This is a genomic window from Lysinibacillus capsici, assembly GCF_003367505.1.
Lineage (GTDB): Bacteria > Bacillota > Bacilli > Bacillales_A > Planococcaceae > Lysinibacillus > Lysinibacillus capsici.
This window is the reverse complement of record NZ_PXXX01000010.1, coordinates 95,640-117,260: the sequence shown is the minus strand read 5'-3', so window position 1 is coordinate 117,260 and position 21,621 is coordinate 95,640. Positions and strand designations below refer to the sequence as shown.

At 38.7% G+C, this 21,621-nt stretch carries 19 protein-coding genes; 15 read left to right on the top strand and 4 right to left on the bottom strand.

Annotated features, from left to right (window positions below; translation table 11 throughout):
• Positions 1-154 precede the first annotated feature (154 nt).
• From C7B89_RS07670 to C7B89_RS07650, 5 genes are all read left to right on the top strand, one after another.
• Positions 155-922 carry an isocitrate lyase/PEP mutase family protein gene (locus tag C7B89_RS07670; RefSeq protein ID WP_115673433.1) on the top strand — a complete coding sequence of 256 codons (768 nt, stop codon included), beginning with the start codon at positions 155-157 and terminating at the stop codon, positions 920-922.
• Positions 923-947: 25 nt separating this feature from the next.
• Positions 948-1,523 (top strand): bifunctional transcriptional activator/DNA repair enzyme AdaA, encoded by a 576-nt coding sequence (locus C7B89_RS07665; protein ID WP_115673432.1) that lies wholly within the window; start codon positions 948-950, stop codon positions 1,521-1,523.
• Positions 1,520-2,434 carry a DNA-3-methyladenine glycosylase family protein gene (locus C7B89_RS07660; RefSeq protein ID WP_115673431.1) on the top strand — a complete coding sequence of 305 codons (915 nt, stop codon included), beginning with the start codon at positions 1,520-1,522 and terminating at the stop codon, positions 2,432-2,434. The genes C7B89_RS07665 and C7B89_RS07660 overlap by 4 nt, the downstream gene beginning before the upstream one ends.
• On the top strand, positions 2,421-2,906 hold the full coding sequence (locus tag C7B89_RS07655; protein ID WP_112117680.1) for a methylated-DNA--[protein]-cysteine S-methyltransferase: 486 nt from the start codon (positions 2,421-2,423) through the stop codon (positions 2,904-2,906). The genes C7B89_RS07660 and C7B89_RS07655 overlap by 14 nt, the downstream gene beginning before the upstream one ends.
• A 182-nt stretch (positions 2,907-3,088) precedes the next feature.
• Positions 3,089-3,406: a DUF378 domain-containing protein gene (locus tag C7B89_RS07650; protein WP_048389879.1), complete on the top strand. Its 318-nt coding sequence runs from the start codon at positions 3,089-3,091 to the stop codon at positions 3,404-3,406.
• Positions 3,407-3,498: 92 nt separating this feature from the next.
• On the opposite strand, the gene C7B89_RS07645 is transcribed toward C7B89_RS07650, so the two are convergent.
• The 3 genes from C7B89_RS07645 to C7B89_RS07635 all read right to left on the bottom strand — a co-directional run bounded on the left by C7B89_RS07645 (position 3,499) and on the right by C7B89_RS07635 (position 7,736).
• Complete coding sequence (locus C7B89_RS07645) at positions 3,499-5,019, bottom strand: CoA-acylating methylmalonate-semialdehyde dehydrogenase (RefSeq protein WP_115673430.1); 1,521 nt, start codon at positions 5,017-5,019, stop codon at positions 3,499-3,501.
• 13 nt (positions 5,020-5,032) lie between these two features.
• Entirely contained in the window at positions 5,033-6,394 is a 1,362-nt protein-coding gene (locus C7B89_RS07640; protein ID WP_054550726.1) for an aspartate aminotransferase family protein, read from the bottom strand.
• Between the two features lie 172 nt (positions 6,395-6,566).
• A complete protein-coding gene (locus tag C7B89_RS07635; protein ID WP_048389885.1) occupies positions 6,567-7,736 on the bottom strand; it encodes a PucR family transcriptional regulator in 1,170 nt (389 codons plus the stop codon).
• Between the two features lie 140 nt (positions 7,737-7,876).
• Here C7B89_RS07635 and C7B89_RS07630 point away from each other — a divergent pair, with 140 nt between their 5' ends.
• The 10 genes from C7B89_RS07630 (at position 7,877) to C7B89_RS07585 (ending at position 20,783) form a co-directional block, all read left to right on the top strand.
• Positions 7,877-9,121, top strand: coding sequence for a Zn-dependent hydrolase (locus tag C7B89_RS07630; protein ID WP_115673429.1), 1,245 nt, complete (start codon positions 7,877-7,879; stop codon positions 9,119-9,121).
• A 44-nt stretch (positions 9,122-9,165) separates the two neighbouring features.
• Entirely contained in the window at positions 9,166-10,569 is a 1,404-nt protein-coding gene (gene hydA, locus C7B89_RS07625) for a dihydropyrimidinase (RefSeq protein WP_115673428.1), read from the top strand.
• A 98-nt stretch (positions 10,570-10,667) separates the two neighbouring features.
• Complete coding sequence (locus tag C7B89_RS07620) at positions 10,668-12,035, top strand: NAD(P)-dependent oxidoreductase (RefSeq protein ID WP_054550728.1); 1,368 nt, start codon at positions 10,668-10,670, stop codon at positions 12,033-12,035.
• A gap of 193 nt (positions 12,036-12,228) precedes the next feature.
• Entirely contained in the window at positions 12,229-13,491 is a 1,263-nt protein-coding gene (preA, locus tag C7B89_RS07615; RefSeq protein WP_048389894.1) for an NAD-dependent dihydropyrimidine dehydrogenase subunit PreA, read from the top strand.
• Positions 13,492-13,615: 124 nt separating this feature from the next.
• Positions 13,616-15,130, top strand: a complete 1,515-nt coding sequence (locus C7B89_RS07610; protein ID WP_054550729.1) for an NCS1 family transporter — start codon at positions 13,616-13,618, stop codon at positions 15,128-15,130.
• 45 nt (positions 15,131-15,175) lie between these two features.
• On the top strand, positions 15,176-15,385 hold the full coding sequence (locus tag C7B89_RS07605) for a hypothetical protein (protein WP_016995612.1): 210 nt from the start codon (positions 15,176-15,178) through the stop codon (positions 15,383-15,385).
• A 256-nt stretch (positions 15,386-15,641) separates the two neighbouring features.
• Positions 15,642-17,015, top strand: a complete 1,374-nt coding sequence (locus tag C7B89_RS07600) for an amino acid permease (RefSeq protein WP_054550730.1) — start codon at positions 15,642-15,644, stop codon at positions 17,013-17,015.
• Positions 17,016-17,168: 153 nt separating this feature from the next.
• Positions 17,169-18,563 carry a spore germination protein gene (locus C7B89_RS07595; RefSeq protein WP_054550731.1) on the top strand — a complete coding sequence of 465 codons (1,395 nt, stop codon included), beginning with the start codon at positions 17,169-17,171 and terminating at the stop codon, positions 18,561-18,563.
• Positions 18,564-18,591: 28 nt separating this feature from the next.
• On the top strand, positions 18,592-19,674 hold the full coding sequence (locus tag C7B89_RS07590) for a GerAB/ArcD/ProY family transporter (RefSeq protein ID WP_054550732.1): 1,083 nt from the start codon (positions 18,592-18,594) through the stop codon (positions 19,672-19,674).
• On the top strand, positions 19,671-20,783 hold the full coding sequence (locus C7B89_RS07585) for a Ger(x)C family spore germination protein (protein WP_066037643.1): 1,113 nt from the start codon (positions 19,671-19,673) through the stop codon (positions 20,781-20,783). The genes C7B89_RS07590 and C7B89_RS07585 overlap by 4 nt, the downstream gene beginning before the upstream one ends.
• Positions 20,784-20,819: 36 nt before the next feature.
• On the opposite strand, the gene pgeF is transcribed toward C7B89_RS07585, so the two are convergent.
• The gene (gene pgeF, locus C7B89_RS07580) at positions 20,820-21,584 is read right to left on the bottom strand and encodes a peptidoglycan editing factor PgeF (RefSeq protein ID WP_048389906.1); all 765 of its coding nucleotides are present in this window, start codon (positions 21,582-21,584) and stop codon (positions 20,820-20,822) included.
• Positions 21,585-21,621 lie beyond the last annotated feature (37 nt).

Here is a 21,621-nt window from a genome sequence, read left to right as displayed (position 1 = left end):
TAATAAGTGTGAATAAATTTATTTTTCTGACTATTGCATTTTCCATGTTATTTGCTAAAACATTATTATTGACCATAACAGCAAGATTGAGGACGAAATAAAAGGGTGGTTCCTGATAATATAAGGTCTAACAAACAGCATGGAGGCTTATATTATGTCAAAAATTCAGCAATTTTATGATTTACATTTTTCACAAGAGCTATTATTTATTGGGAATGCTTGGAATGTTATATCAGCATTAACATTAGAAAAGGCAGGCTTTCAAGCAATCGGCACAACAAGCTGGGGCATAGCGAACTCACTTGGCTATGCAGACGGTGAACAAATCGATTTTCAACGACATCTAACAATTATTCAATCCATTACAGAGCAAGTCAAGATACCCGTATCAGCAGATATAGAAGCGGGGTATGGTCATGATGAACAAAGTATTATCGACAATGTTTTGAGAACGGCAGATGTGGGAGTAGCAGGGATTAACATTGAGGATTCCTTTAAACATCAAACAGGCTTAAGAAGCATAATTGAACACTGTTATTTATTAACAAACATGAGGAAAGAATTAGATAATCATGGCTATAAAGATTTCTTTATTAATGCTCGAACAGATACGTATTTTCAATTAGAGCAACCATTTGAAGAAACAATAACAAGAGCAAAAGCTTATATTGAGAGCGGAGCAAGTGGTATATTTATCCCAGGCTTAACAGATGCCAATGAAATAAGCGCGATGACTCGTAATATAAATGCGCCCATTAATCTTCTTTCATTACCTAGTTTAACGAATGTCAAGCTACTAAAAGAATTAGGGGTGAAACGCTTTAGCTTTGGAAATGCACTTTCAGATAAAATAATTGCGCATTTAACACAGCATGCTGCACAATTATTAAAAGACCAAGATACTTCTGCGTTATATATATAGTCGATGGGAATGAGGTGAGATAATCGTGGACAATGCAATCAATTTATCTTTTGAGGAAAAGTGGGAAAAGATTATAACATGTGATCAAACCTATGATGGGCTTTTTTATACAGCGGTTAAAACTACTAAGATTTATTGCCGTCCTTCCTGTAAATCCAGAAAGCCAAAAAAGATGAATGTTGAATTTTATGAAGATATCCAAAAGGTAGAGGCGGCTGGCTATCGGGCATGTAAACGATGTCAGCCTGAAATAGAATATTCCCCACACACGAAATTGATTAAAAATGTCACGACTTTTATTATGAATGAATATAAACAAAGAGTGACTTTACAGGATATGGCGGAGCATGTTGGCCTCAGTCCCTTTCACCTTGAACGACTATTTAAACAAGAGACTGCTGAGACGCCTCGAACGTATTTAGAGAAAATCAGAATTGATAAGGCTGCCCATCTATTAAAACATACCGACTTTACAAATTTAGAAATATGTTATGAAGCTGGCTTTCAAAGCCCATCTAATTTTTATAAAGTTTTTCGACGGCTGAAAAATTGTTCGCCTACAGAATACCGTAACCTATCGTTGCAGGGGGACATGATATGAAATGGACAAACGATGTTGGCTATTTAGTTATCGAGTTACCACAAGCATTTAATTATAGAGAGTGTTTGCAGTTCTTAAAGCGCTCACATCACGAAATACTTCATCATATAAAGGATGATGTGCTCTACAAATTATTGAAGATTGATGAACAATTTATTTTATGTGAAATAACTGAACAAGCACATAAAATAATAGTAATATTTCCAATGAAACAGCCAGCTAGCCATGAACAGGCGATCATCGCACAATATATCGCAGAGTGGTTTGATTTAACAAAGGATTTGCAGGGGTATTACCAGATGGCTGAAAACGATCAAATCCTAAAGCCACTTGTGAAGAAATATAACGGATTACGGTTAATCGGGATTCCTGATTTATTTGAAGCATTAGTTTGGGCAATTATTGGTCAACAAATAAATTTAACTTTTGCCTATATGTTAAAAAAGAGATTTGTCGAGCATTTTGGAGAATATGTTTACTTTGAGGGGCAAAGCTACTGGCTGTTTCCAACGCCAGAGAGAATAGCCGTTATTGAGGTAGATGATTTAATCCACCTCCAATTTACACGGAGGAAATCAGAATACATTATTGAAATTGCCAAAATTATCGCAAGCGGACAATTGACAAAAAATTTGCTGTGGCAACAAGAGGACTACGAAGCCATGAAAAAACGATTAATGGACATTCGAGGAATTGGTGCATGGACAGCAGATTATGTGCTTATGAAATGTCTGCAACAACCGACAGCATTTCCTATAGCAGATGTAGGTCTACATAATGCTTTAAAAATACAACTAGCATTAGAACGAAAACCAACAATTGAAGAATTAAAGAACTATGCGGAACATTGGCAAGGCTGGCAAGCTTATGCCACCTTTTATTTATGGAGGTCACTGTATGAAACGGTATAAATTAGATTATTCATCACCAATTGGGATTATAGAAGTTGAGGGAAGTGATACAGCAATTGATGCCATTAACTTTGCAGAGCGAGAGCAGGTCGTCAATGCTCCTCAGCAAGACACACCTGAAGTTTTACTAGAATGTGTTAAGCAATTGCATGAGTATTTTCTAGGTGATCGTCAGGAGTTCTCGTTTCCTTATGTTTTTCGAGGTACAGATTTTCAACAAGCTGTTTGGCATGTTTTACCGAGTGTAGGATTTGGTGAAACGGCTTCATACAAGGATATCGCCATTGCTATTAACAATGAAAAAGCTGTAAGGGCTGTTGGTAGTGCGAATGGAAAAAATAATATCAGCATTGTTGTGCCATGTCATCGAATTATTGGCTCCAATGGAACGCTGACAGGTTACGGAGGCGGGATGTGGCGCAAAGAATGGCTGCTTCAGCATGAGCAGACACATAAAAAATCATCCAAGTAACGCCATTCATCAGAGTACGTCATTTCGCCATTTGTACACAGTATAAAAAAGAGGTTATTGCAAAAAATAAGACCGTCAAAATGGCGGTTGTAATGACTAGTCTTTGTCATTTTATCGCTTCTTATGACACCTCCCTGCTAAGAAATATAGCTTGGAGTATTGAAAATAAAGGAGGTGTACACATGAGCGTGCTTTATAGAATCGCCTTAGTACTAGTTATTATAGGTGCAATCAACTGGGGACTCATTGGATTCTTTAGATTTGATTTAGTGGCTTATTTATTTGGTGGACAAACGGCGGTCTTATCTCGTTGGGTTTATGCACTCGTTGGTCTTGCTGGGCTAATTTCGATTCCTATTCTTGTAAAGCGATTTGAAGACGAGGATGATGTAGATACATTTACTCGTATGGATAGAAATCCTAGCTATGGCATGGAGGCTGGAGAAGAAACAGACTTCTCAGAAGTAAGAAAAACGGAAGAGAAAAAAGAGAACAAATAGTTAAACTGTAAAAACTAGTGACCATGTTTTCGCGTCAGTTTTTTCAAAATATTCGCGTAGCTATTGACTACGCGAATATTTATTTTTAAGGATTAGTCCTGATTACTTGGAAATGCAAAAGAAGATGTAACGTCATTCCCTTGTTCTATCCATTTTTCTGAAATGGTTTTCGCTTTTGTGAAGAAACGTACTTGGTCAGGTCCAAACATATGCCCCTCACCAAATCTTGATCGTTTCCAGCCACCAAAGTTATGATAGCCTACTGGAATAGGAATGGGTACATTGACACCTACCATACCTACTTCAATTTCAGTGGTAAACTTTCGAGCTGCTGCACCATTGTTCGTAAAGATGGTTACACCATTTCCTAATTCATGGGCATTAATAAGGGCTATAGCTTCCTCTAATGTTGCTACGCGGACGACATTACGTGCAGGTCCAAAAACCTCTTGTTCATAAATTTCCATTCCAGGCTTTACATGATCAAGTAATGTAGGTCCAAGATAGAAACCGTTCGATTGTTTGGAAATTTCCGGATTTCGCCCATCGCAGACCAGTGTTGCGCCTTCTTCTAGGCTACGATCGATATAGCCAATGATGGCATCCTTTGATTGCTGAGTAATGACTGGTCCAAAATCAACTTCGGCATCTGTATAGGGACCCACTTTTAATTTGGCAATTTTATCGGCAAGAATACCCACTAATTTATTGGCTGTATCCTCCCCAACAGGAATAATGGTTGACAGTGCCATACAACGCTGGGAGGCAGCTCCATAGGCAGCACCTAAAAAGGCATTTGCTACATGCTCTAGGTCAGCATCTGGCATAACCACCATATTATTTTTACCTCCCCCAAGTGCTGTAACACGCTTCCCATGTTTAGAGGCTGTAGCATAAATGGCTTCTGCAACTGGCGTAGAGCCTACAAAGGAAATCGCTTCAATGGCAGGATGGCATAACAGCTCATTAACAGCATCTTTGTCTCCATTAATAACAGTCCAAACCCCATCTGGTAAGCCTGCCTCTTTCCACAGCTCTGATAAAAATAATGCTGAGCAAGGAACCCGCTCTGACGGCTTCAGAATCACACAGTTTCCTACAGCCACCGCCATACTTGTAATTGCTAGCGGTACCATGACAGGGAAATTAAATGGTGAAATAGCCGCTACAATGCCTAATGGTTCTTTCAGAGAGTAGGCATTGATATGACCACCAACATTCACCGAATACTCTCCTTTAAGTAAATGGGGGGCATTGATAGCTAAATCAACAGATTCTAAACCGCGAGTAATTTCGCCCTTGGCATCCTCAATCGTTTTGCCACTCTCTGTACAAATCATATCAATTAGTTCATCGATATTTTCTGTTATGAGTTGGCGGAATCTAAGGATAATTTCAGCTCGTTTACCAACTGATAAGGCACGCCAAGCAGGAAAAGCCGCTTGGGCAGCAGCAATCGCTTCCTGTACCTCTTGTTTTGTTGCTAAAGGTACACGAGCAATGACAGTACCTGTGCTTGGATTGTAAACATCTGAAAACTGACCGCTTTTCCCTAGAACTGTTTGTCCATTGATAAAATGACCTAAATCCTGTATGTCTGTATTTGTTACCATCTAGCTATTCCTCCTACAGTTTAATAGAATGTAAGGCTTGTACAAATTTTTCAACAATGAAATTCGTCTCGTCTGAGGAAATAATCAGAGGAGGAGATAAGGTTAACACATTATTGAAACCTGCCACGGTTACCCCATTTTTCCCAATGAGTAACCCTTGTTCCTTACATTGTGTGATCACTTTGTTCACAAGTGTAATGTCGAGGGGTGTTTTGCTATCTTTATCTTGTACTAGCTCTACGCCAATTAATAAGCCTTTCCCACGAATATCCCCAACATTCGGGTGCTCCTTTAATTGCTCCTGTAATGTAGTGAGTAATGTAGCACCTAGTGCAGCCGAGTGGGCAAATAAATTTTCCTTTTCCATTATTTCAATATTTTTTAATGCGACGGCACATGCTGCTGGTGATCCACCGAATGTGTTGACATGACGGAAAAAGTCATATTCCTCAGTTCCAGCAAACGCCTCATAAATTTCACGACGAACAGCTGTAGCAGACAGTGGCATATAAGCGCTGGTTAAGCCTTTCGCCATAGTCACAATATCAGGCTGGATGCCGTAGTTTTGGAATCCAAAAGCTTTGCCTGTACGACCAAAACCACAAATGACTTCATCGACAATGAGTAGTGCGCCATGCTTCTCACAAACAGCTTTAACTCCTTGTAAGTAGCTGTCGTGGGGCATAATTACACCACCGCCAGTAATAATAGGCTCCATAATGACTGCTGCTATGGAATCTGACATTTCCCAAGTCATGACATGATCGATTGCTTGGACGGATGGTAATGCACAAGGGTCCTTACTTTGAATATGGTCTTCATTGGCACGATAAGCGTCAGGTGGAGTGACATGTAAAAAACCTGGTGCCAGTGGCTCATATTTATACTTTCGTTGAGCTTGTCCAGTTGCTGCAAGAGCACCCATCGAGCTACCATGATAGGCCCGGTAACGAGAAATAATTTTCGTTCGATTGACGTGACCTTTTTGTTGATGATATTGTCTAGCTATTTTGAAGGCTGCCTCATTTGCCTCGGAGCCACTATTGGAGAAGAAGACGACATAATCATCCCCTAAAAGCTCATTAATTTTTTCACTTAATTGAATAGCAGGGATATGCCCAACAGATAATGGGGTATACGTATTTTCTAGCAATTGCTCATAGGCAGCTTTGGCAATCTCCTCACGTCCATAGCCAACGTTCACACACCATAAACCTGCCATTGCATCTAAATAACGCTTGCCTTCAATGTCAGTAATCCATGCCCCTTTAGAGGATTGGACGATCATTGTTGCATTTGGATTGTAGGGCTTCATAGAATGCCATACGAATTGTTCATCTTTTACTTGCCAATTGGGACTTGTTACATTTGTCACGAAGCTTCACTCCTTCTAAACAGGTAGTTGATTAGCATGCATATGTTTTCCTCAGATGTGGACAACAAAAATGCGCAGTCGCCCCCATTTGTACTTTATATGTATGCTTCAAGAATTTTAGAAGGAGTATTTAATGAGAAAGATAATTCAGTTAATTTAATGTTGTGACAGGCTATTGATGCATTAAGACATCCTCAATTAAAAAGGCAATATACAAATTAGTCTTCGTAAAGGGATTGCTTAAGTCCATATCTAATAGCATTTCAATTTTCTTAATTTTATAGAGGACGGTGTTTCGATGTATAAATTGACGTTCACTAATCCTGCTTGTACTGCCATTTTCCTCAACAAAAATACGTAAAAAAGGTACATAGTCTGTCCCATGTAGTTCATCATAGCGGTAAAGTTGTCCTAAAATATCCTGACTAAACGATTTCATTAGGGGCTGATTTTTCACAGCCATCAATATTTTATAGGCACCGATTTCTTTGTATTTATACAAATAACGATTGTTATGAAGCTGTGCTAAATGGATGACGGTTAAGGACTCATCATAGCTTTGGCGAACATTTTCTAGCTCTTTATGAAAGTTACCTTTGCCTATAATAATATCCAAGTAACCATTTTTTAGCGTGATTTTTTCATAGATTTCTTCTACAACTTTTGAGAAGGGTATATTAGGTGTATTGATTTGTGCTTTATCAATTAAAAAGATGAGGTGATTTTTATGCTTTAATTTTAAGAAGCGTTGATAGCGATTTTGAAAAGCGAATTGGATCATGACCTCATAACGGTCAATAGCTGCTTTGGAGCCAATGGTTGTACAAGTTATGATCGCTAATTCTCTTCCTTGAGGAAATCCTAGCTGTGCTAGTTGATCTTTCATTGTGTTAGTGTTTTGTTTGTAATGAAATAGTAGATTGAAAAGAACCTTTTCTTCGATAGAAAGCTCTTGATGGTGATTGGCAATAAATTGAAAGGTAGTTTTTAATAGATCAGCTATGCGATAATTCCATGGCATTTGAAAAATTGGGAAATCATGTTGATTGGCAAAAGAGATGACGGCTTCTGGAATGCTAGGAATGAATGGTCCTGTATTAATGATAAAGCCAGCTACTTTTTTCGTGTATGCCTGTTTAACAAGATGTTCCAAGGAGTCTTGCTGCGCATCTAAATTAATACCTGTTGTGACGACTAATTCATTGGGTCTACAAAACATGATTAAATCACTGCTTTCCACAACATTAATACCAGTAACTCTGCGATACGTACCACTATGTCCAGCGACTAATGTGAGCATTGGGAAATGAACTCCCTCTACAATTTTACGAATCGTCCCCATACGTTCCCCCCTTAATTATGAACATAACTTACCATATATGATGTGCAGTTGCACATATTTTTTTAGTTTACTATCCATATCTCACAAATTTTATCTATTTTAGAATGTTTATTAACTACTGTGAAAGAGAGGACTTGCATATGTATAAATGTAATAGTAGACGATTGCAAGAGTTAATTGAACAATTTAGTCAATTTGGGGCCACCGAAAATGGTGGCGTCACACGTTTGTCTCTTTCGAATGAGGATGTATTAGCAAGAAACTATTTTTGTGAGTGTTGCAAAGCGTTAGGAATGGATATTCAGGTGGACGATATGGGCAACATTTACGCCACTCTTCCTGGTAAAAAGAATGTGCCACCCATTGTCATGGGTTCCCATCTAGATTCAGTAGAAAAAGGTGGAAGATTTGATGGTGTGTTAGGTGTACTAACAGCGATCGAGGCCATTCGAACAATAAAGGAAAATGATATCGAAGTGGACATTCCTCTTACGATTATCAATTTCACGAATGAAGAAGGGGCACGTTTTGATCCAGCCATGATGAGTTCAGGCGTCATCACCTCAAAATTTGACAAAGAAAAAATGCTCCAATCTACGGATAAAAACGGCATTCGTTTTCAACAAGCTTTACAAGCAAGTGGCTATGAGGGAGAGCAAGCCAATCGTCTGAAGGAGGCACTTGCTTATATCGAATTGCATATTGAACAAGGGCCAGTATTAGAAGCAAAACAGCAGGAAATTGGTGTGGTTGAAGGTGTGCTAGGCATGGTCTGCTATGAAATTACAATTAGTGGGCAATCAAACCATGCAGGTACAACCCCAATGTCAATGCGTAAAGACCCAATGATTGTGGCATCAACCATCATTAAAGAGCTATATGAACAATTAGGAAAAATTGACGAACAACTTGTTTTTACTTTTGGTCGTATGAATGTTTCCCCGAATATTCATACCGTCATCCCAAATAAGGTGACATTTACAATTGATTCACGTCATCAAAAGCCAGAGGTCATGCAACAGGTTGAGGATATTCTCAACGCGCTTCCTGAGACAGCGGGCGGATGCCATATTCAGCCTGTCAAGTTATGGGGCAGAGATACCGTGCATTTTGATAGTGCGATTTGCAATGAAGTAGAAAGAGCTTGTCAAAGCTTTGGCTATTCATCTCATCGTATGTTTAGTGGCGCTGGACATGATGCACAGTATATGGCAAGTATGGTTCCTTCCGCGATGATTTTTGTTCCAAGCATTCAAGGGAAGAGTCATTGTGAAGAAGAGGAAACAGCCTTTGAAGATTGTGCAAAGGGCGCAGATATTTTATTGGAAACGGTGTTAACGCTACAAACGAAGTTTAGTATGGGCGAAACATATACACTGCATTAACTATCAAGCATTCTCTAATTTTGTGATGAAGGGTGAGAGGCATAGTGAAAAAAATCATTAAAGGTGGACGAGTAGCAACTGCTGCTGATGTATTTGAGGCAGATATTTTAATTGAGAACGGTAAAATTGTTCAAATTGGACAAAATTTAACGGATGCTGGCGCTGAAATAATTGATGCTACAGGCAAGTACGTATTGCCTGGTGGCATTGATCCCCATACGCATTTAGACATGCCATTCAATAACACGGTGACGGATGATGATTGGAAATCAGGCACCATTGCAGCGGCTTTTGGTGGGACAACTACTATTTTAGATTTCTGTTTAACAGCAGGAGAAGAAAAATTATCGACAGCCGTAGAGAAATGGCATGACAAGGCAAAAGGAAAGTCTGCTATTGACTATGGCTTCCACTTGATGATTGGTGATCTAACACCTGAAACCGAAGCTGAATTACCACAATTATTAGAGCAAGAGGGCATTACTTCTGTCAAGGTCTTCATGGCTTATGCAAAAGAATTCCAAGCGACAGATCGTACATTATTTAAAGCCTTTAAAATCGCTAAAGATCTTGGTGCGATAGTGATGGTCCATTGTGAAAATGGCTCTGTTATAGATGAGCTAGTAGAGGAGGCAAGACGTGCTGGACATAAGGAACCGATCTATCATGCACTAACTCGTCCAGCGGAATTGGAAGGAGAGGCAACAAAGCGTGCTATCGAATTAGCGCATATAGCTGGTGCGAAGCTCTATGTGGTGCATGTGACATGTAAAGAAGCGGTAGATGAAATTATTGCCGCTCGTGAAAAGGGCTATGATGTTTATGGTGAAACTTGTCCACCGTATTTAACGCTCGATCAATCCGCATTAGCGCAACCAGGCTTTGAAGGAGCCAAATATGTTTGGTCACCGCCACTTCGTCCTAAATATCATCAAGAACATTTATGGAATGCCTTAAAGGCAAAACAGCTACAGACGATTGGCTCAGACCAATGCTCCTTTAGCTTTAAAGGTAAAAAGCAATTAGGCTTAAATGATTTCTCGAAAATTCCAAATGGCGGACCATTCATTGAAGACCGCTTCAGTATCTTATACTCTGAGGGCGTGGCAAAAGGCAGAATTTCCATCAATGAATTTGTTGATATGATCTCTACTAGTGCCGCAAAAATATTTGGCTTATTCCCGCAAAAAGGAACGATTGCAATTGGTTCAGATGCGGATATCGTCATTTTTGACCCAGAGGCACAGCGTCAAATTTCAGCTAAAACACATCATATGAATGTGGACTATAACCCATATGAAGGCTGGGAAGTATCAGGTGAGCCTGTTAGTGTACTCGTACGTGGGGAATATGTCATTAAAAATAAAGAATTTGTAGGTGTACTTGGCAGTGGACGATACATTAAACGTCCATTAAAAACAGTAACTGCGGAAGCTCTAAACATTTAGCTTCCTACAGGATAGACCGATTGTTTTGACTGGAGAGCAAAACAATCGGTTTCGTAATTAGGGTACGGAAAAAATGAACACATGAGGGGGATGTGGAAATGGTTCCGATTCAAGAAAATGCAATGACCGTGCAGCTTAGACGTAATTTTGTGGAATTAAAAGGTAAGATGACAAAGAATGAGGCTATTGAGGAAGCCAATCGTTGTTTGTATTGCTATGACGCACCATGTATTAAAGCATGTCCAACAAGTATTCAAATACCAAATTTCATAAAAAAAATTGCATCTGGTAATATGAAGGGTTCTGCTACGACTATATTAGAAGCAAACCCAATTGGTGCAAGCTGTGCAAGAGTTTGTCCAACGGAAGAACTGTGTGAAGGGGCGTGTGTCTTAAATTCTTCAACAAAGCCAATTAAAATTGGTGAGTTACAACGTTATGCAACGGATTGGGCAATGGAAACCAATGCTCAGCTATTTAAGGCAGGTCCACATAATGGACAGAAAATAGCCATTGTAGGGGCAGGTCCTGCTGGTTTGTCGGCAGCTCGTGAGCTCAGTCGTTTAGGCTATCAAGTAACTATTTATGAGGCTGAAGCGAAGGCAGGGGGCTTAGGAAGCTATGGGATTGTAGCATTCCGATTACCAAATGATGTCGTAGATTGGGAAGTAGAGCAGATTGAACAGCTCGGTGTGGACATTCAAACGAATACAGCTGTAGGTGTGGATATTTCTGCTGATGAAATTTTGGCTCAGTATGACAGTGTGATTTTAGCTGTCGGTATGGGTGCTGTCCCAAATTTGGGCATTGATGGGGAAGATTTAGAAGGGGTACATGATGCTATTGAGTTTATTCGAAAAACAAAAATGGGACCGCTTACAAATGATATTGTAGGGAAACGAGTAGCCGTAATCGGTGCTGGAAACACGGCGATAGACGGTGCTACAAGTGCGGTGCGTTTAGGCGCAGATAATGTACAAATTCTCTATCGTAGAACAGAAAAAGAAATGACAGCATACAAATTTGAATATGAATTTGCCAAGCAGGATGGTGTGGAATTTAAATGGCTAACTGCACCTAAAAAAATTATTGGCAATGAAGCAGGAAAGGTGACAGGCATTGAATGTGTGAAAATGAAGCTTGGTGAGGCAGGTCCTGATGGTCGACAACGCCCTGAAGAAGTAAAGGGCTCCAATTTTATCATTGAAGTGGATGCTGTTATTAAAGCCATCGGGCAAACTCGTTTTGTATCGTTAATTGAAGCCTTTGGTTTAGCTCATACAAATGGTGTCGTAGACATTGATGAGACAACAATGCAAACGTCCAATGACAAAGTATTTGCATGTGGAGATGTTGTCTTTGGTAATGGACAGGGTGAAGCGATGGTAGTGACCGCTGTACAGCAAGGAAAAGATGCAGCATATAAGATTCATGAATGTTTAAGAAAACCAAGTGAGATTGCATAAAGTGAACCTTCAATCAGGGAGGCTCTTCCTCCACTGATTGTTAGATTCACCAATCGGGTTTATACAGGCTGTTAATCCCCCATCTGAATGATTACATTAGCCTATGTTTTGAAATGGAGGTCATACAGCCTGTATCTGGCACTATGCTTTCAGTTGACAAAAGATTGTTAGTACGGATAGAGGGGGAACTTATATGGCAGACTTACGCATTAATTTAGCGGGCATCAAATCGCCGAATCCATTTTGGCTAGCATCTGCTCCACCAACGAATTCAGGCTATCAAGTACAACGTGCATTTGAAGCGGGCTGGGGTGGCGCAGTTTGGAAAACGTTAGGAGAACCGATTTTAAATGTGTCTTCCCGTTTTGCAGCAGTTAGCTATAATGGCCAACGTGTGGCAGGCTTTAACAATATTGAATTAATTACGGATCGACCATTAGAAGTGAATTTACAAGAAATTTATGAGACGAAAAAGAAATTTCCTAATCACGCAATTATTGCCTCGTTAATGGTGGAACCAAAGCAAGAAAAATGGCATGAAATTGTGAAACGAGTAGAAGATGTGGGGGTTGATGGTCTTGAGCTTAACTTTGGTTGTCCACATGGGATGGCAGAACGAGGCATGGGTTCTGCCTCTGGTCAAGTCCCTGAATTGGTGGAAAAACAAACGTACTGGGTAAAGGAAGCGGCGCGTACACCTGTTATTGTTAAACTAACGCCCAACATTACGGATATTACCGTGACGGCGGAAGCGGCAACACGAGGTGGAGCAGATGCTGTGAGTATGATTAATACGATTAACAGTTTAGCTGGTGTTGATTTAGATTCTTGGAATACAGTACCACATGTGGCTGGAAAAGGAGCTCATGGGGGCTATTGTGGTCCAGCAGTTAAACCAATTGCACTGAACATGGTTGCAGAATGTGCTCGTAATCCATTAGTCAATGTACCGATTTCGGGCATCGGGGGGATCTCCAATTGGCAAGATGCAGCGGAATTTATTTTAATGGGTGCGACAGGCGTACAGGTATGTACAGCAGCAATGCATCATGGCTTTAGTATTGTGGAGGATATGATTGATGGGCTGAATAACTACTTAGATGATAAAGGTTTAGCTTCAGTCATGGATTTAGTTGGTCGCTCTGTACAAAGGTATTCAAACTGGGGTGATTTAGATTTAAATTATAAAATTGTCGCAGAAATTAATAATGATGTTTGTATTAATTGCAATAAGTGTCATATTGCTTGCGAGGATACATCCCATCAATGTATTGACCTTTATACGGAGGATGGTCGCCCAATGCTAAAGGTTCGTGAGGAAGACTGCGTAGGCTGTAATTTATGCTCAATTGTTTGTCCTGTCGATGGAGCCATTTCAATGGTTGAACGCCCATCTACAATTCCGCCAATGACATGGAATGAACGCCAATCACTTCTTAGCAGTCTATCAAAATAAAGGACCGTTGTTCATTTTTGAATAAAGATTAAAATCGAAATTCCACCTTCCTTCAGCATTTTGGGTGAAGGAAGGCACTTCAAGTAGGTTGTCACGGAAATTAGAAAAAAAGGAGAGAAACATTATGGAACGTGAAGGGAATTATTTAAAATCCCCAGATTTACTTCCAGTGACACATCAACAAAGAAATATTGGAACATTTGGTTTTGCGGTGATTTGGATAGGAATGGCAATTGTATTAGCGGCTTTTGCCATTGGTGGTTCGGCTATCATGAATTTATCCTTACCAATGGTGATTGTGGCAACATTGGTAGGTTCTTGTTTAATTGGCGTCTTTATGACGTTAATTGGTGACATCGGAATAGAGCATGGATTATCTTTCCCTGTTTATATGCGTGCACCATTTGGCACATTCGGTACTCATATACCTTCCCTTGTACGTGGTGTTACAGCTGCCTGTTGGTTTGGTTTGAATACGTATTTTGGTGCATTAGCGATAAACGGAATTTTAAATTTATTGTTTGGCTTTGATAATTGGTTTATCTGCTTCCTTGTGTTTGCAGCGCTTCAACTCTTTAATACATCTCTTGGTATTAAATCCATTGAGCGTTTTGCTGATTTAGCAGCCCCTGTCATAATTTTAATTTCTTGTTGGATGTATTACACATTGGCAGATAATGCAACATCTCAGGGAAAAAATATTTGGACGTGGGTGGAAACCCCAACAACAGGCTTCGCTGCTTTTACCGCCTTTATGGTAGTGGTGATGGCAAATATGGGCTTTTGGGCAACCTTAGCAGCAGATATGCCATCCTTGTCCCGTTTCTTTAAAGCACCCAAAAATGAGCGTAATTGGTTCAAGCGTAATAAAACACAGCTTGTAGGCTCTTTAATTGTCATGCCCATTACAAACACATTCATTGTTACGATTGGTGCAGTTTGCTATATGGCAGTTGCCTCGGCAGACCCAATTAATGCCTTACAGCAAAGTGCAAGCGGCTTTATTCTTGGAATTCTATTGCTGATGATTGTATTAGCACAATGGTCGACAAATACCTCTGCCAACGTTGTACCAGCAGCTACTATTTTCTCTAATATCGGTGGACCGAAAGTGCCATTCTGGGTAGGGGTAGTTATTGCAGGGATTATTGGTATTCTTGCACAGCCCTGGAGTCTATTTGATGTCATGGTCAATGTCCTATTAATCATTGGCGGTATTTTAACAGCGATTGTAGGTATTTTATTTGCTGATTACTACCTAATTCGTAAACGGCGCGTACATGTAAAAGAGCTTTATGAATTAGATGGGCAATTTAAATATTATAAGGGCTTTAATATGGCTGGATTAATCGCTTGGGTAATCGGTGGTGCAGTTGCCAATATATTTTCAACTTACTCTTCTTTAGTAGGGTTTGCTGTAGGCGCGATTGTATATTATGTATTAGCGAAGTATTGGTGGTTTAAAAAGTATCCACAAGCTGAGCTAGATGATCCAAGTGATGCCAAATATTTAGGTATTACTGTCGGACATAATTTAGACGAAATATTTGGCCAGCCAACAGCTCCAACGGCGACTCCGGATGAAGATGAACTGGTGGAGCAACCAGATCCTCTGTTAGAGATGAAGGGTGCCGAGTAAGTGAGACAACATCAAGACATTTTCAAAAGAAGGTGAGGTGATGGCATGTCTGAATTCCAACAAAGCACAGAGGAAATTCAAAAAGTAGATCATTATTTAGATAGTGGCTTTAAAATCAAATATGTCTACGAAAATTTAAGTGGGATGTTTGTAGAGTTTGCACGTCAAGAAGAAGTGACTTTGCTACAAATTCTAACAGCAGATGCACGTAAATACTTTTCTGCAAAATTACAGGAACAAACTTTATTACAATAACGAAGTAAACTCTATTCCTTTCGACTTGAACGGAATAGAGTTTTTTGAATTTTCTGATTTTAATTATGTTGAAGTAACATCATATTTCGTACAAACATCAATTAAATCGTCGTTATTACCTATTTTTTGTTATTCTATTAAAATAGTAATATTTTTTGTTTTTCCTAAAAATACATTTGTCTTTTTTAGAAAAATTGATTATTATTTTAAAGTAAAAACATCGTAGAAAGAACAACAGGAAAAGAGGCGTTATGGAGTGGCCAATAAGGAATTGAAAAGAGGATTAGAAGCACGTCATATTCAAATGATTGCACTTGGCGGTACGATTGGTGTTGGGCTATTTATGGGCTCAGCAAGTGCTATTCAATGGACAGGACCTTCTGTACTCCTTGCCTATGGTATTGCAGGTATTTTTATTTTTTTCATTATGAGGGCAATGGGTGAGATGCTTTATATGGAGCCAAGTACAGGCTCTTTTGCCACATTTGGCTATAAATATATTCATCCTTTAGCAGGGTATTTAACAGCGTGGAGTAACTGGTTCCAATGGGTTATTGTTGGGATGTCTGAAATTATAGCAGTAGGAACGTATATGCAATATTGGTATCCAGAATTACCAGCTTGGATACCTGGTCTAATTGCAATGGTGATTTTGGGTGTGGCAAACTTCATTTCTGTCAAATCGTTTGGAGAATTTGAATTCTGGTTTGCGATGATTAAAATTGTTACGATTATTTTAATGATTATTGCAGGGGTCGGACTCATCTTCTTTGGCTTTGGCAATGATGGAATAGCAATCGGCTTATCCAATCTTTGGAGTCACGGTGGCTTCTTTACAGGTGGCTGGACAGGATTTTTCTTTGCCTTATCTTTAGTCGTTGCTGCCTATCAAGGGGTGGAGCTCATTGGGATTACAGCAGGAGAAGCAAAAAATCCTCAACAAACGATTACGAATGCCATCCAAAGCATTATTTGGCGTATTTTAATTTTCTATATCGGTGCAATCTTTGTCATTGTTACAGTGTATCCTTGGGATGAGCTTGGCACAATTGGTAGTCCTTTCGTTGCGACATTTGCTAAGGTAGGTATCACAGCTGCCGCAGGTATTATTAATTTCGTCGTCATCACAGCTGCAATGTCAGGGTGTAACAGTGGAATCTATAGTGCTGGACGTATGTTATATACACTTGCTATGAATGGACAAGCACCAAAATTTTTCGCAAAGCTTTCTAGTAATGGTGTGCCTTTATTTGGAACAGCGGGCGTATTAGTTGGCTTAGTCGTTGGTGTTATTTTAAGTTATATTGCCCCTGAAAACTTATTTGTTTATGTGTATAGTGCAAGTGTTTTACCAGGGATGATTCCATGGTTTATCATTTTAATAAGTCAAATTCGTTTTAGAAAAGTAAAGGAAGCGCAGCTAGCAAAGCATCCTTTTAAAATGCCGTTCGCACCGATTACAAACTATGTAACAATTATCTTTTTAATCATGGTACTAGTCGGCATGTGGTTCAATGATGATACACGCGTGTCATTAATAGTGGGCATTATTTTCTTGATTCTTGTAACCATTAGCTACTACGTATTTGGTATTGGTAAAAACCGATACAGCAAAGATTCTATAGAATAACCTTTAAGGATGTATCTCTAATTGGGATGCATCCTTTTTGTATGGCTATTTTTGCTAGCACAATTTTTACATAATTAAATGATAAAAAGGCAAACTACTAAAAAATGAATGATATGGACTGGTATTTATCGGAACAAAAGGGGTGGAGCAAAAATGAACGAGATACCCGAGCAGATTGTCACTAAATTAAAGCAGGAGATTAACGAAGTCGATGACGTAAAACTGAAAATGATCGCTACAGAAGAAGGGGATGTGACGGTCATTTATTTCTCCTCACTCATCGAAAAAATGACCTTGCAAACCATGGTGACGATTCCACTAGCTAATAATTTGAAACAAATTCATCAAATGGCTCAATATGTGGACCCGAAAGATGTGAAAGGTGTCGTTAAAAAATTGAATGCTGGGCAAACCCTTCTTTTTTTTCACGAAACCAACGCCCTATTAAGTATCGATACGTATAGTGCGCCTACAAGGGCCATTACGGATACGGAAACAGAGTCGACTGTAATTGGTCCACAGGATGCATTTACAGAATCACTGGAAACGAATATATCGTTAGTGAGAAGACGGATTCAAAGCTCCATGCTAAAAAATGAAAACCGAATTGTTGGGTCAGAAGCCAATATTAAAATATCGATTATGTATATGGATAATATCGTGAGCCATGAAAATTTAGATGATTTAAGAAACCGTATTGACCAGGTAGATTATCCGTTATTTACGGATATATCCGTGTTGAAGCAATTAATTGAGGATAATCCATTATCGCCCTTTCCTCAATATTACATGACAGTCCGTCCAGATAGTATTTGCCGTTATCTTCTGGATGGTAGAATCGTCGTTTTTATGGATAATAGTCAACTAGCCATTGTCTGTCCCACTTCTTTTTTTGAAATGTTCGTGTCGATTGAGGATTACTACAACCGTTGGACAACAGCATCTTTATTAAGGATGCTGCGCTTTTTTGGTTTTTTCTTAACGATCATGATTACACCCATGTATATATCAGCCTTAACCTTTCATCCAGAAATTTTGCCATACGAATTATTATTAAATCTTCAAGAATCAAGAAGTAAGGTACCATTTCCACCACTGATTGAGGTATTATTTATCGAGCTTATTATTGAAGTATTGCGAGAAGCGGGCTCTCGAATGCCTGCCAAAGTCGGACAAACAATTGGTATCGTAGGAGGTATTGTAATTGGTACAGCGGCCGTAGAAGCTGGATTACTCAGTAATATACTCATTGTATTAGTCGCTACCTCAGCACTACTTTCCTTCTTACCGCCCATTTTCTTAATGAGTAATACTAGCCGATTTATCCGTTATATTTTTATCTTATCAGCAGGTTTATTTGGCTTGTTTGGACAGATGCTCGCCTTTGCGTGGTTGATCCACCATTTATTAAGTCTCAAATCTTTAGGGACGCATTATATGACACCTGCCATTCCAAGAAAGCCAAGCGATTTATTGGATAGTGTCATCCGATTTCCAACTAAATATATAAGAAGTAAGACTGGTATTTCAAAAGTACAGAAAAAATAGTGTCAGAATGAGAATGAGGTGGTTAATTTTGAATACAACAAAAGGAAAGGTGTTAAATCGTTATCATGTCATCTTCTTAGCGCAAAGTATTATGATTGGTACCGGTATCCTTTCACTCCCTCAGAAATTAAGTCCTATGGGCTACACACAATCATTTATGCCTCTTCTCTTTGGTGTGATTGCTAGCCTGACACTATTTGCGATGGTATGGCTTTGTTCGAAGTTTCCCAATGATGATTTATTTCGAATGAATGAAATATTATTGGGAAAATGGCTCGGAAAGTTTATAAATCTACTCGTCATTATTCAATTTATTGTTTTTAGTGCAGGGATTATTAGTAATTATATGCACTTAATTCAAAGTACAGCATTGCAGGAACAAACCATCACCATGCCTGTTCTTTGCTTTTTACTGCTACTTATTTATATTGTAAGTGGGGGTATTAAATCTATTGCACGATTTTGTATAATGACATTTTTTATTACCATTGGATTATTCTATTTTACGCGCTGGGCCATTGAAAAAGGTGATCCAAGTCATTTTTTGCCTCTCTTTAATTTTACGCCTAAGGAATTTTATGAAGCGTTAAAGCAAGGATATTTTTCTATCCTTGGTTACGAATTAATTCTATTTTATTTTCCATATATCATCGATCAAAAAAAGGCATTTCGTCATTCCTTAATCGGTATTTGGATTAGTATATTTTTATGCTTTATCACAACAGCTATTAGCGTCATGTATTATTCAGAGTGGCAATTAAAAAATGTAGAGTTTTCAGTATTAAACCTATTTAAGGCAGGAGAATTTACCTTTATTGAGCGAATCGATATCATTGGCATTACGCTTTGGGTTTTTCTAATCTTATCCTCGATTACAGCCTATGTATGGTGTGCAAAAAGGGGTATGGATACCTTCCTTAAAAAGAAAAAGCAAAGTTATCAGTTGTATATCATCGCCTTGATTATTTTCTTTATTGTAAAAATGCCCTTTTCGCGTGAATTCCAAGAAAAATTATTTATGGCAAGTAACTATGTAGGCTATGTGCTGGTAAGCTGGCCAGTGTTTTTAATCCTGATATATGTTATTCGAAAAAAGCAGGTGCAGGTATGAAAAATAAACATCTATGCATCATTTCTTTTTTGATTTTCGTTTTACTTACAGGCTGTTCTAAAAAAGAATTAAAAGTTCCTCTAGAAGATGTTGGGATGGTAGACTCGATGGCTTTTGACTATATCGATGAGAACCAGATGAGGCTCACAGTAGCGATCCCCCAATATTCTCCAGACGCAGAAAAAGACACACAAACTTTTTCTATCACAACAGATTTAGTATCAAGCGGCATCGTGGAAATAGAAAAGCAATCCGATAAGAAAATAGTCTTCAATCAATTGCGAGTTGTCTTAGTAAATGAAGATTTTGCGCGGAAAGGGAATGTTCGAAAAATTGTTCAGCACTTATATCGCAATGCGGAAGTAGGTAATAAAGTATTAATAGCTGTTGTGAAGGATAATGCGGAAGCGATTTTAAAAGGGGATTATCCTGATAAGCCAAGTATTAATTTTTATTTGAACAATCTATTAGAGCCGAGTATCAATACTGCTTTTAACCCCAATACCAATATTCATGATTTTATGTACTCGATTACAAATCCTGTAGTGGATACAGTATTACCCTATGTTGAAAAACGAGGGGAGAAATTAGAGATTAAAGGCGTTGCCATATTTAAAGGGAATCAGATGCATGAATTAATTAAACCTGAGGAAGCACTAGTTATTCAAGCTTTAAGTGGACAGAAAAATCTTGCTCCTTTGCACCTTGATTTAAATGCAGGACATGGAGAAGAAAAGGTAATGATTGATTTAATCGAGAGCAGTGTGAAAAAAGAGAGTAATAAAAATATGGAATCACCCAAATTAACGATTTTCTTAAAAATAAAGGGTACTTTAAGCGAATATAAGGGAGAAAGAGAATCACATTTATTTACAGTTGAAAGTATAAGTGATTTGGAAAAAGATGTGAATAAACAGCTGGAACAGGATATTAGTGAATTTTTAGCGCGATTAAATAAAACAGAGGTAGATCCAGCTGGCTTAAGTGAAGAATTTAGAATGTATCATCATGGAAAATGGACATCGAAAAAAACAAGAGAGCTTATTAGAAAATTAGACGTGAAGGTCCATGTAGAAACGTCCATTATTAGTACAGGTACTTTAAAATAACAGCAAAGACCCATTCGATAAGAAGGGTCTTTGCTGTTATTGTGTTTTTCGCATAATAAAGCTTAAATGTCTTCCGGCTTGTTTATCTTGACGATAAGAAAAGCCATCGGGACTAAGGAATGTACAGGTTTCATCAATTTGTATTTGATTCACTGGAATACCCGCAAGCTCACATTGCTTTTTGACTGTCTGCTGATTATCAATATGGTATTTTTTCGTTTCTGCATTGTAATACATAAATTCTTCGGCATAACCAAGACTGTGAAATTTTTCATATACATCTGCGTCTACCTCAAATTTCTGCTGACTCAGTGCCATACCGATTTGAACATGAAAGTCCTCAGGTCGACACTGTTCTTCATTCATAAGATGCTGAAACAGTTTGGGTGTTATTTCTTTGACTGTTCCTTGCCATCCCGAATGAATCACACCGACGAGTCCATTCACAGCATTATAAAAAATAACGGGCACGCAATCTGCTGTAAAACTACATAATAGTAAGTTAGGCTCAAGTGTATAAAGCGCGTCTGTATTCTTCACCGCTGTATCCATTTGCGCAGCTCCTCGTCCTTGATCGGCTAATGTGACTTTATGAAAGTTCGCACTATGTGTTTGCTCTGTACAAATAAAATTTTGTAAATCACAGTTCAATGTCGCAGCTAAATGCTGACGATTGTTAATGATAGCTTGAACATCATGGCAACTATGCAAAGCCATATTATTGTGTTCAATCTCCATCTCATCTTTTAAGGTCGTTCCTGCGATAAATTGCTCATTATCTATATACATTTTTATTTTCATTTAATCACCTCGTTTTACTATATAGGATCGCTTGTGG

What these genes read in the sequence shown, in the direction of transcription:
- C7B89_RS07670 (WP_115673433.1), top strand. Translation starts at nt 155, where the DNA reads ATGTCAAAAATTCAGCAATTTTATGATTTACATTTTTCACAAGAGCTA.
- C7B89_RS07660 (WP_115673431.1), top strand. Translation starts at nt 1,520, where the DNA reads ATGAAATGGACAAACGATGTTGGCTATTTAGTTATCGAGTTACCACAA.
- C7B89_RS07655 (WP_112117680.1), top strand. Translation starts at nt 2,421, where the DNA reads ATGAAACGGTATAAATTAGATTATTCATCACCAATTGGGATTATAGAA.
- C7B89_RS07650 (WP_048389879.1), top strand. Translation starts at nt 3,089, where the DNA reads ATGAGCGTGCTTTATAGAATCGCCTTAGTACTAGTTATTATAGGTGCA.
- C7B89_RS07645 (WP_115673430.1), bottom strand. Translation starts at nt 5,019, where the DNA reads ATGGTAACAAATACAGACATACAGGATTTAGGTCATTTTATCAATGGA.
- C7B89_RS07635 (WP_048389885.1), bottom strand. Translation starts at nt 7,736, where the DNA reads ATGGGGACGATTCGTAAAATTGTAGAGGGAGTTCATTTCCCAATGCTC.
- C7B89_RS07630 (WP_115673429.1), top strand. Translation starts at nt 7,877, where the DNA reads ATGTATAAATGTAATAGTAGACGATTGCAAGAGTTAATTGAACAATTT.
- C7B89_RS07620 (WP_054550728.1), top strand. Translation starts at nt 10,668, where the DNA reads ATGGTTCCGATTCAAGAAAATGCAATGACCGTGCAGCTTAGACGTAAT.
- preA (WP_048389894.1), top strand. Translation starts at nt 12,229, where the DNA reads ATGGCAGACTTACGCATTAATTTAGCGGGCATCAAATCGCCGAATCCA.
- C7B89_RS07610 (WP_054550729.1), top strand. Translation starts at nt 13,616, where the DNA reads ATGGAACGTGAAGGGAATTATTTAAAATCCCCAGATTTACTTCCAGTG.
- C7B89_RS07605 (WP_016995612.1), top strand. Translation starts at nt 15,176, where the DNA reads ATGTCTGAATTCCAACAAAGCACAGAGGAAATTCAAAAAGTAGATCAT.
- C7B89_RS07595 (WP_054550731.1), top strand. Translation starts at nt 17,169, where the DNA reads ATGAACGAGATACCCGAGCAGATTGTCACTAAATTAAAGCAGGAGATT.
- C7B89_RS07585 (WP_066037643.1), top strand. Translation starts at nt 19,671, where the DNA reads ATGAAAAATAAACATCTATGCATCATTTCTTTTTTGATTTTCGTTTTA.
- pgeF (WP_048389906.1), bottom strand. Translation starts at nt 21,584, where the DNA reads ATGAAAATAAAAATGTATATAGATAATGAGCAATTTATCGCAGGAACG.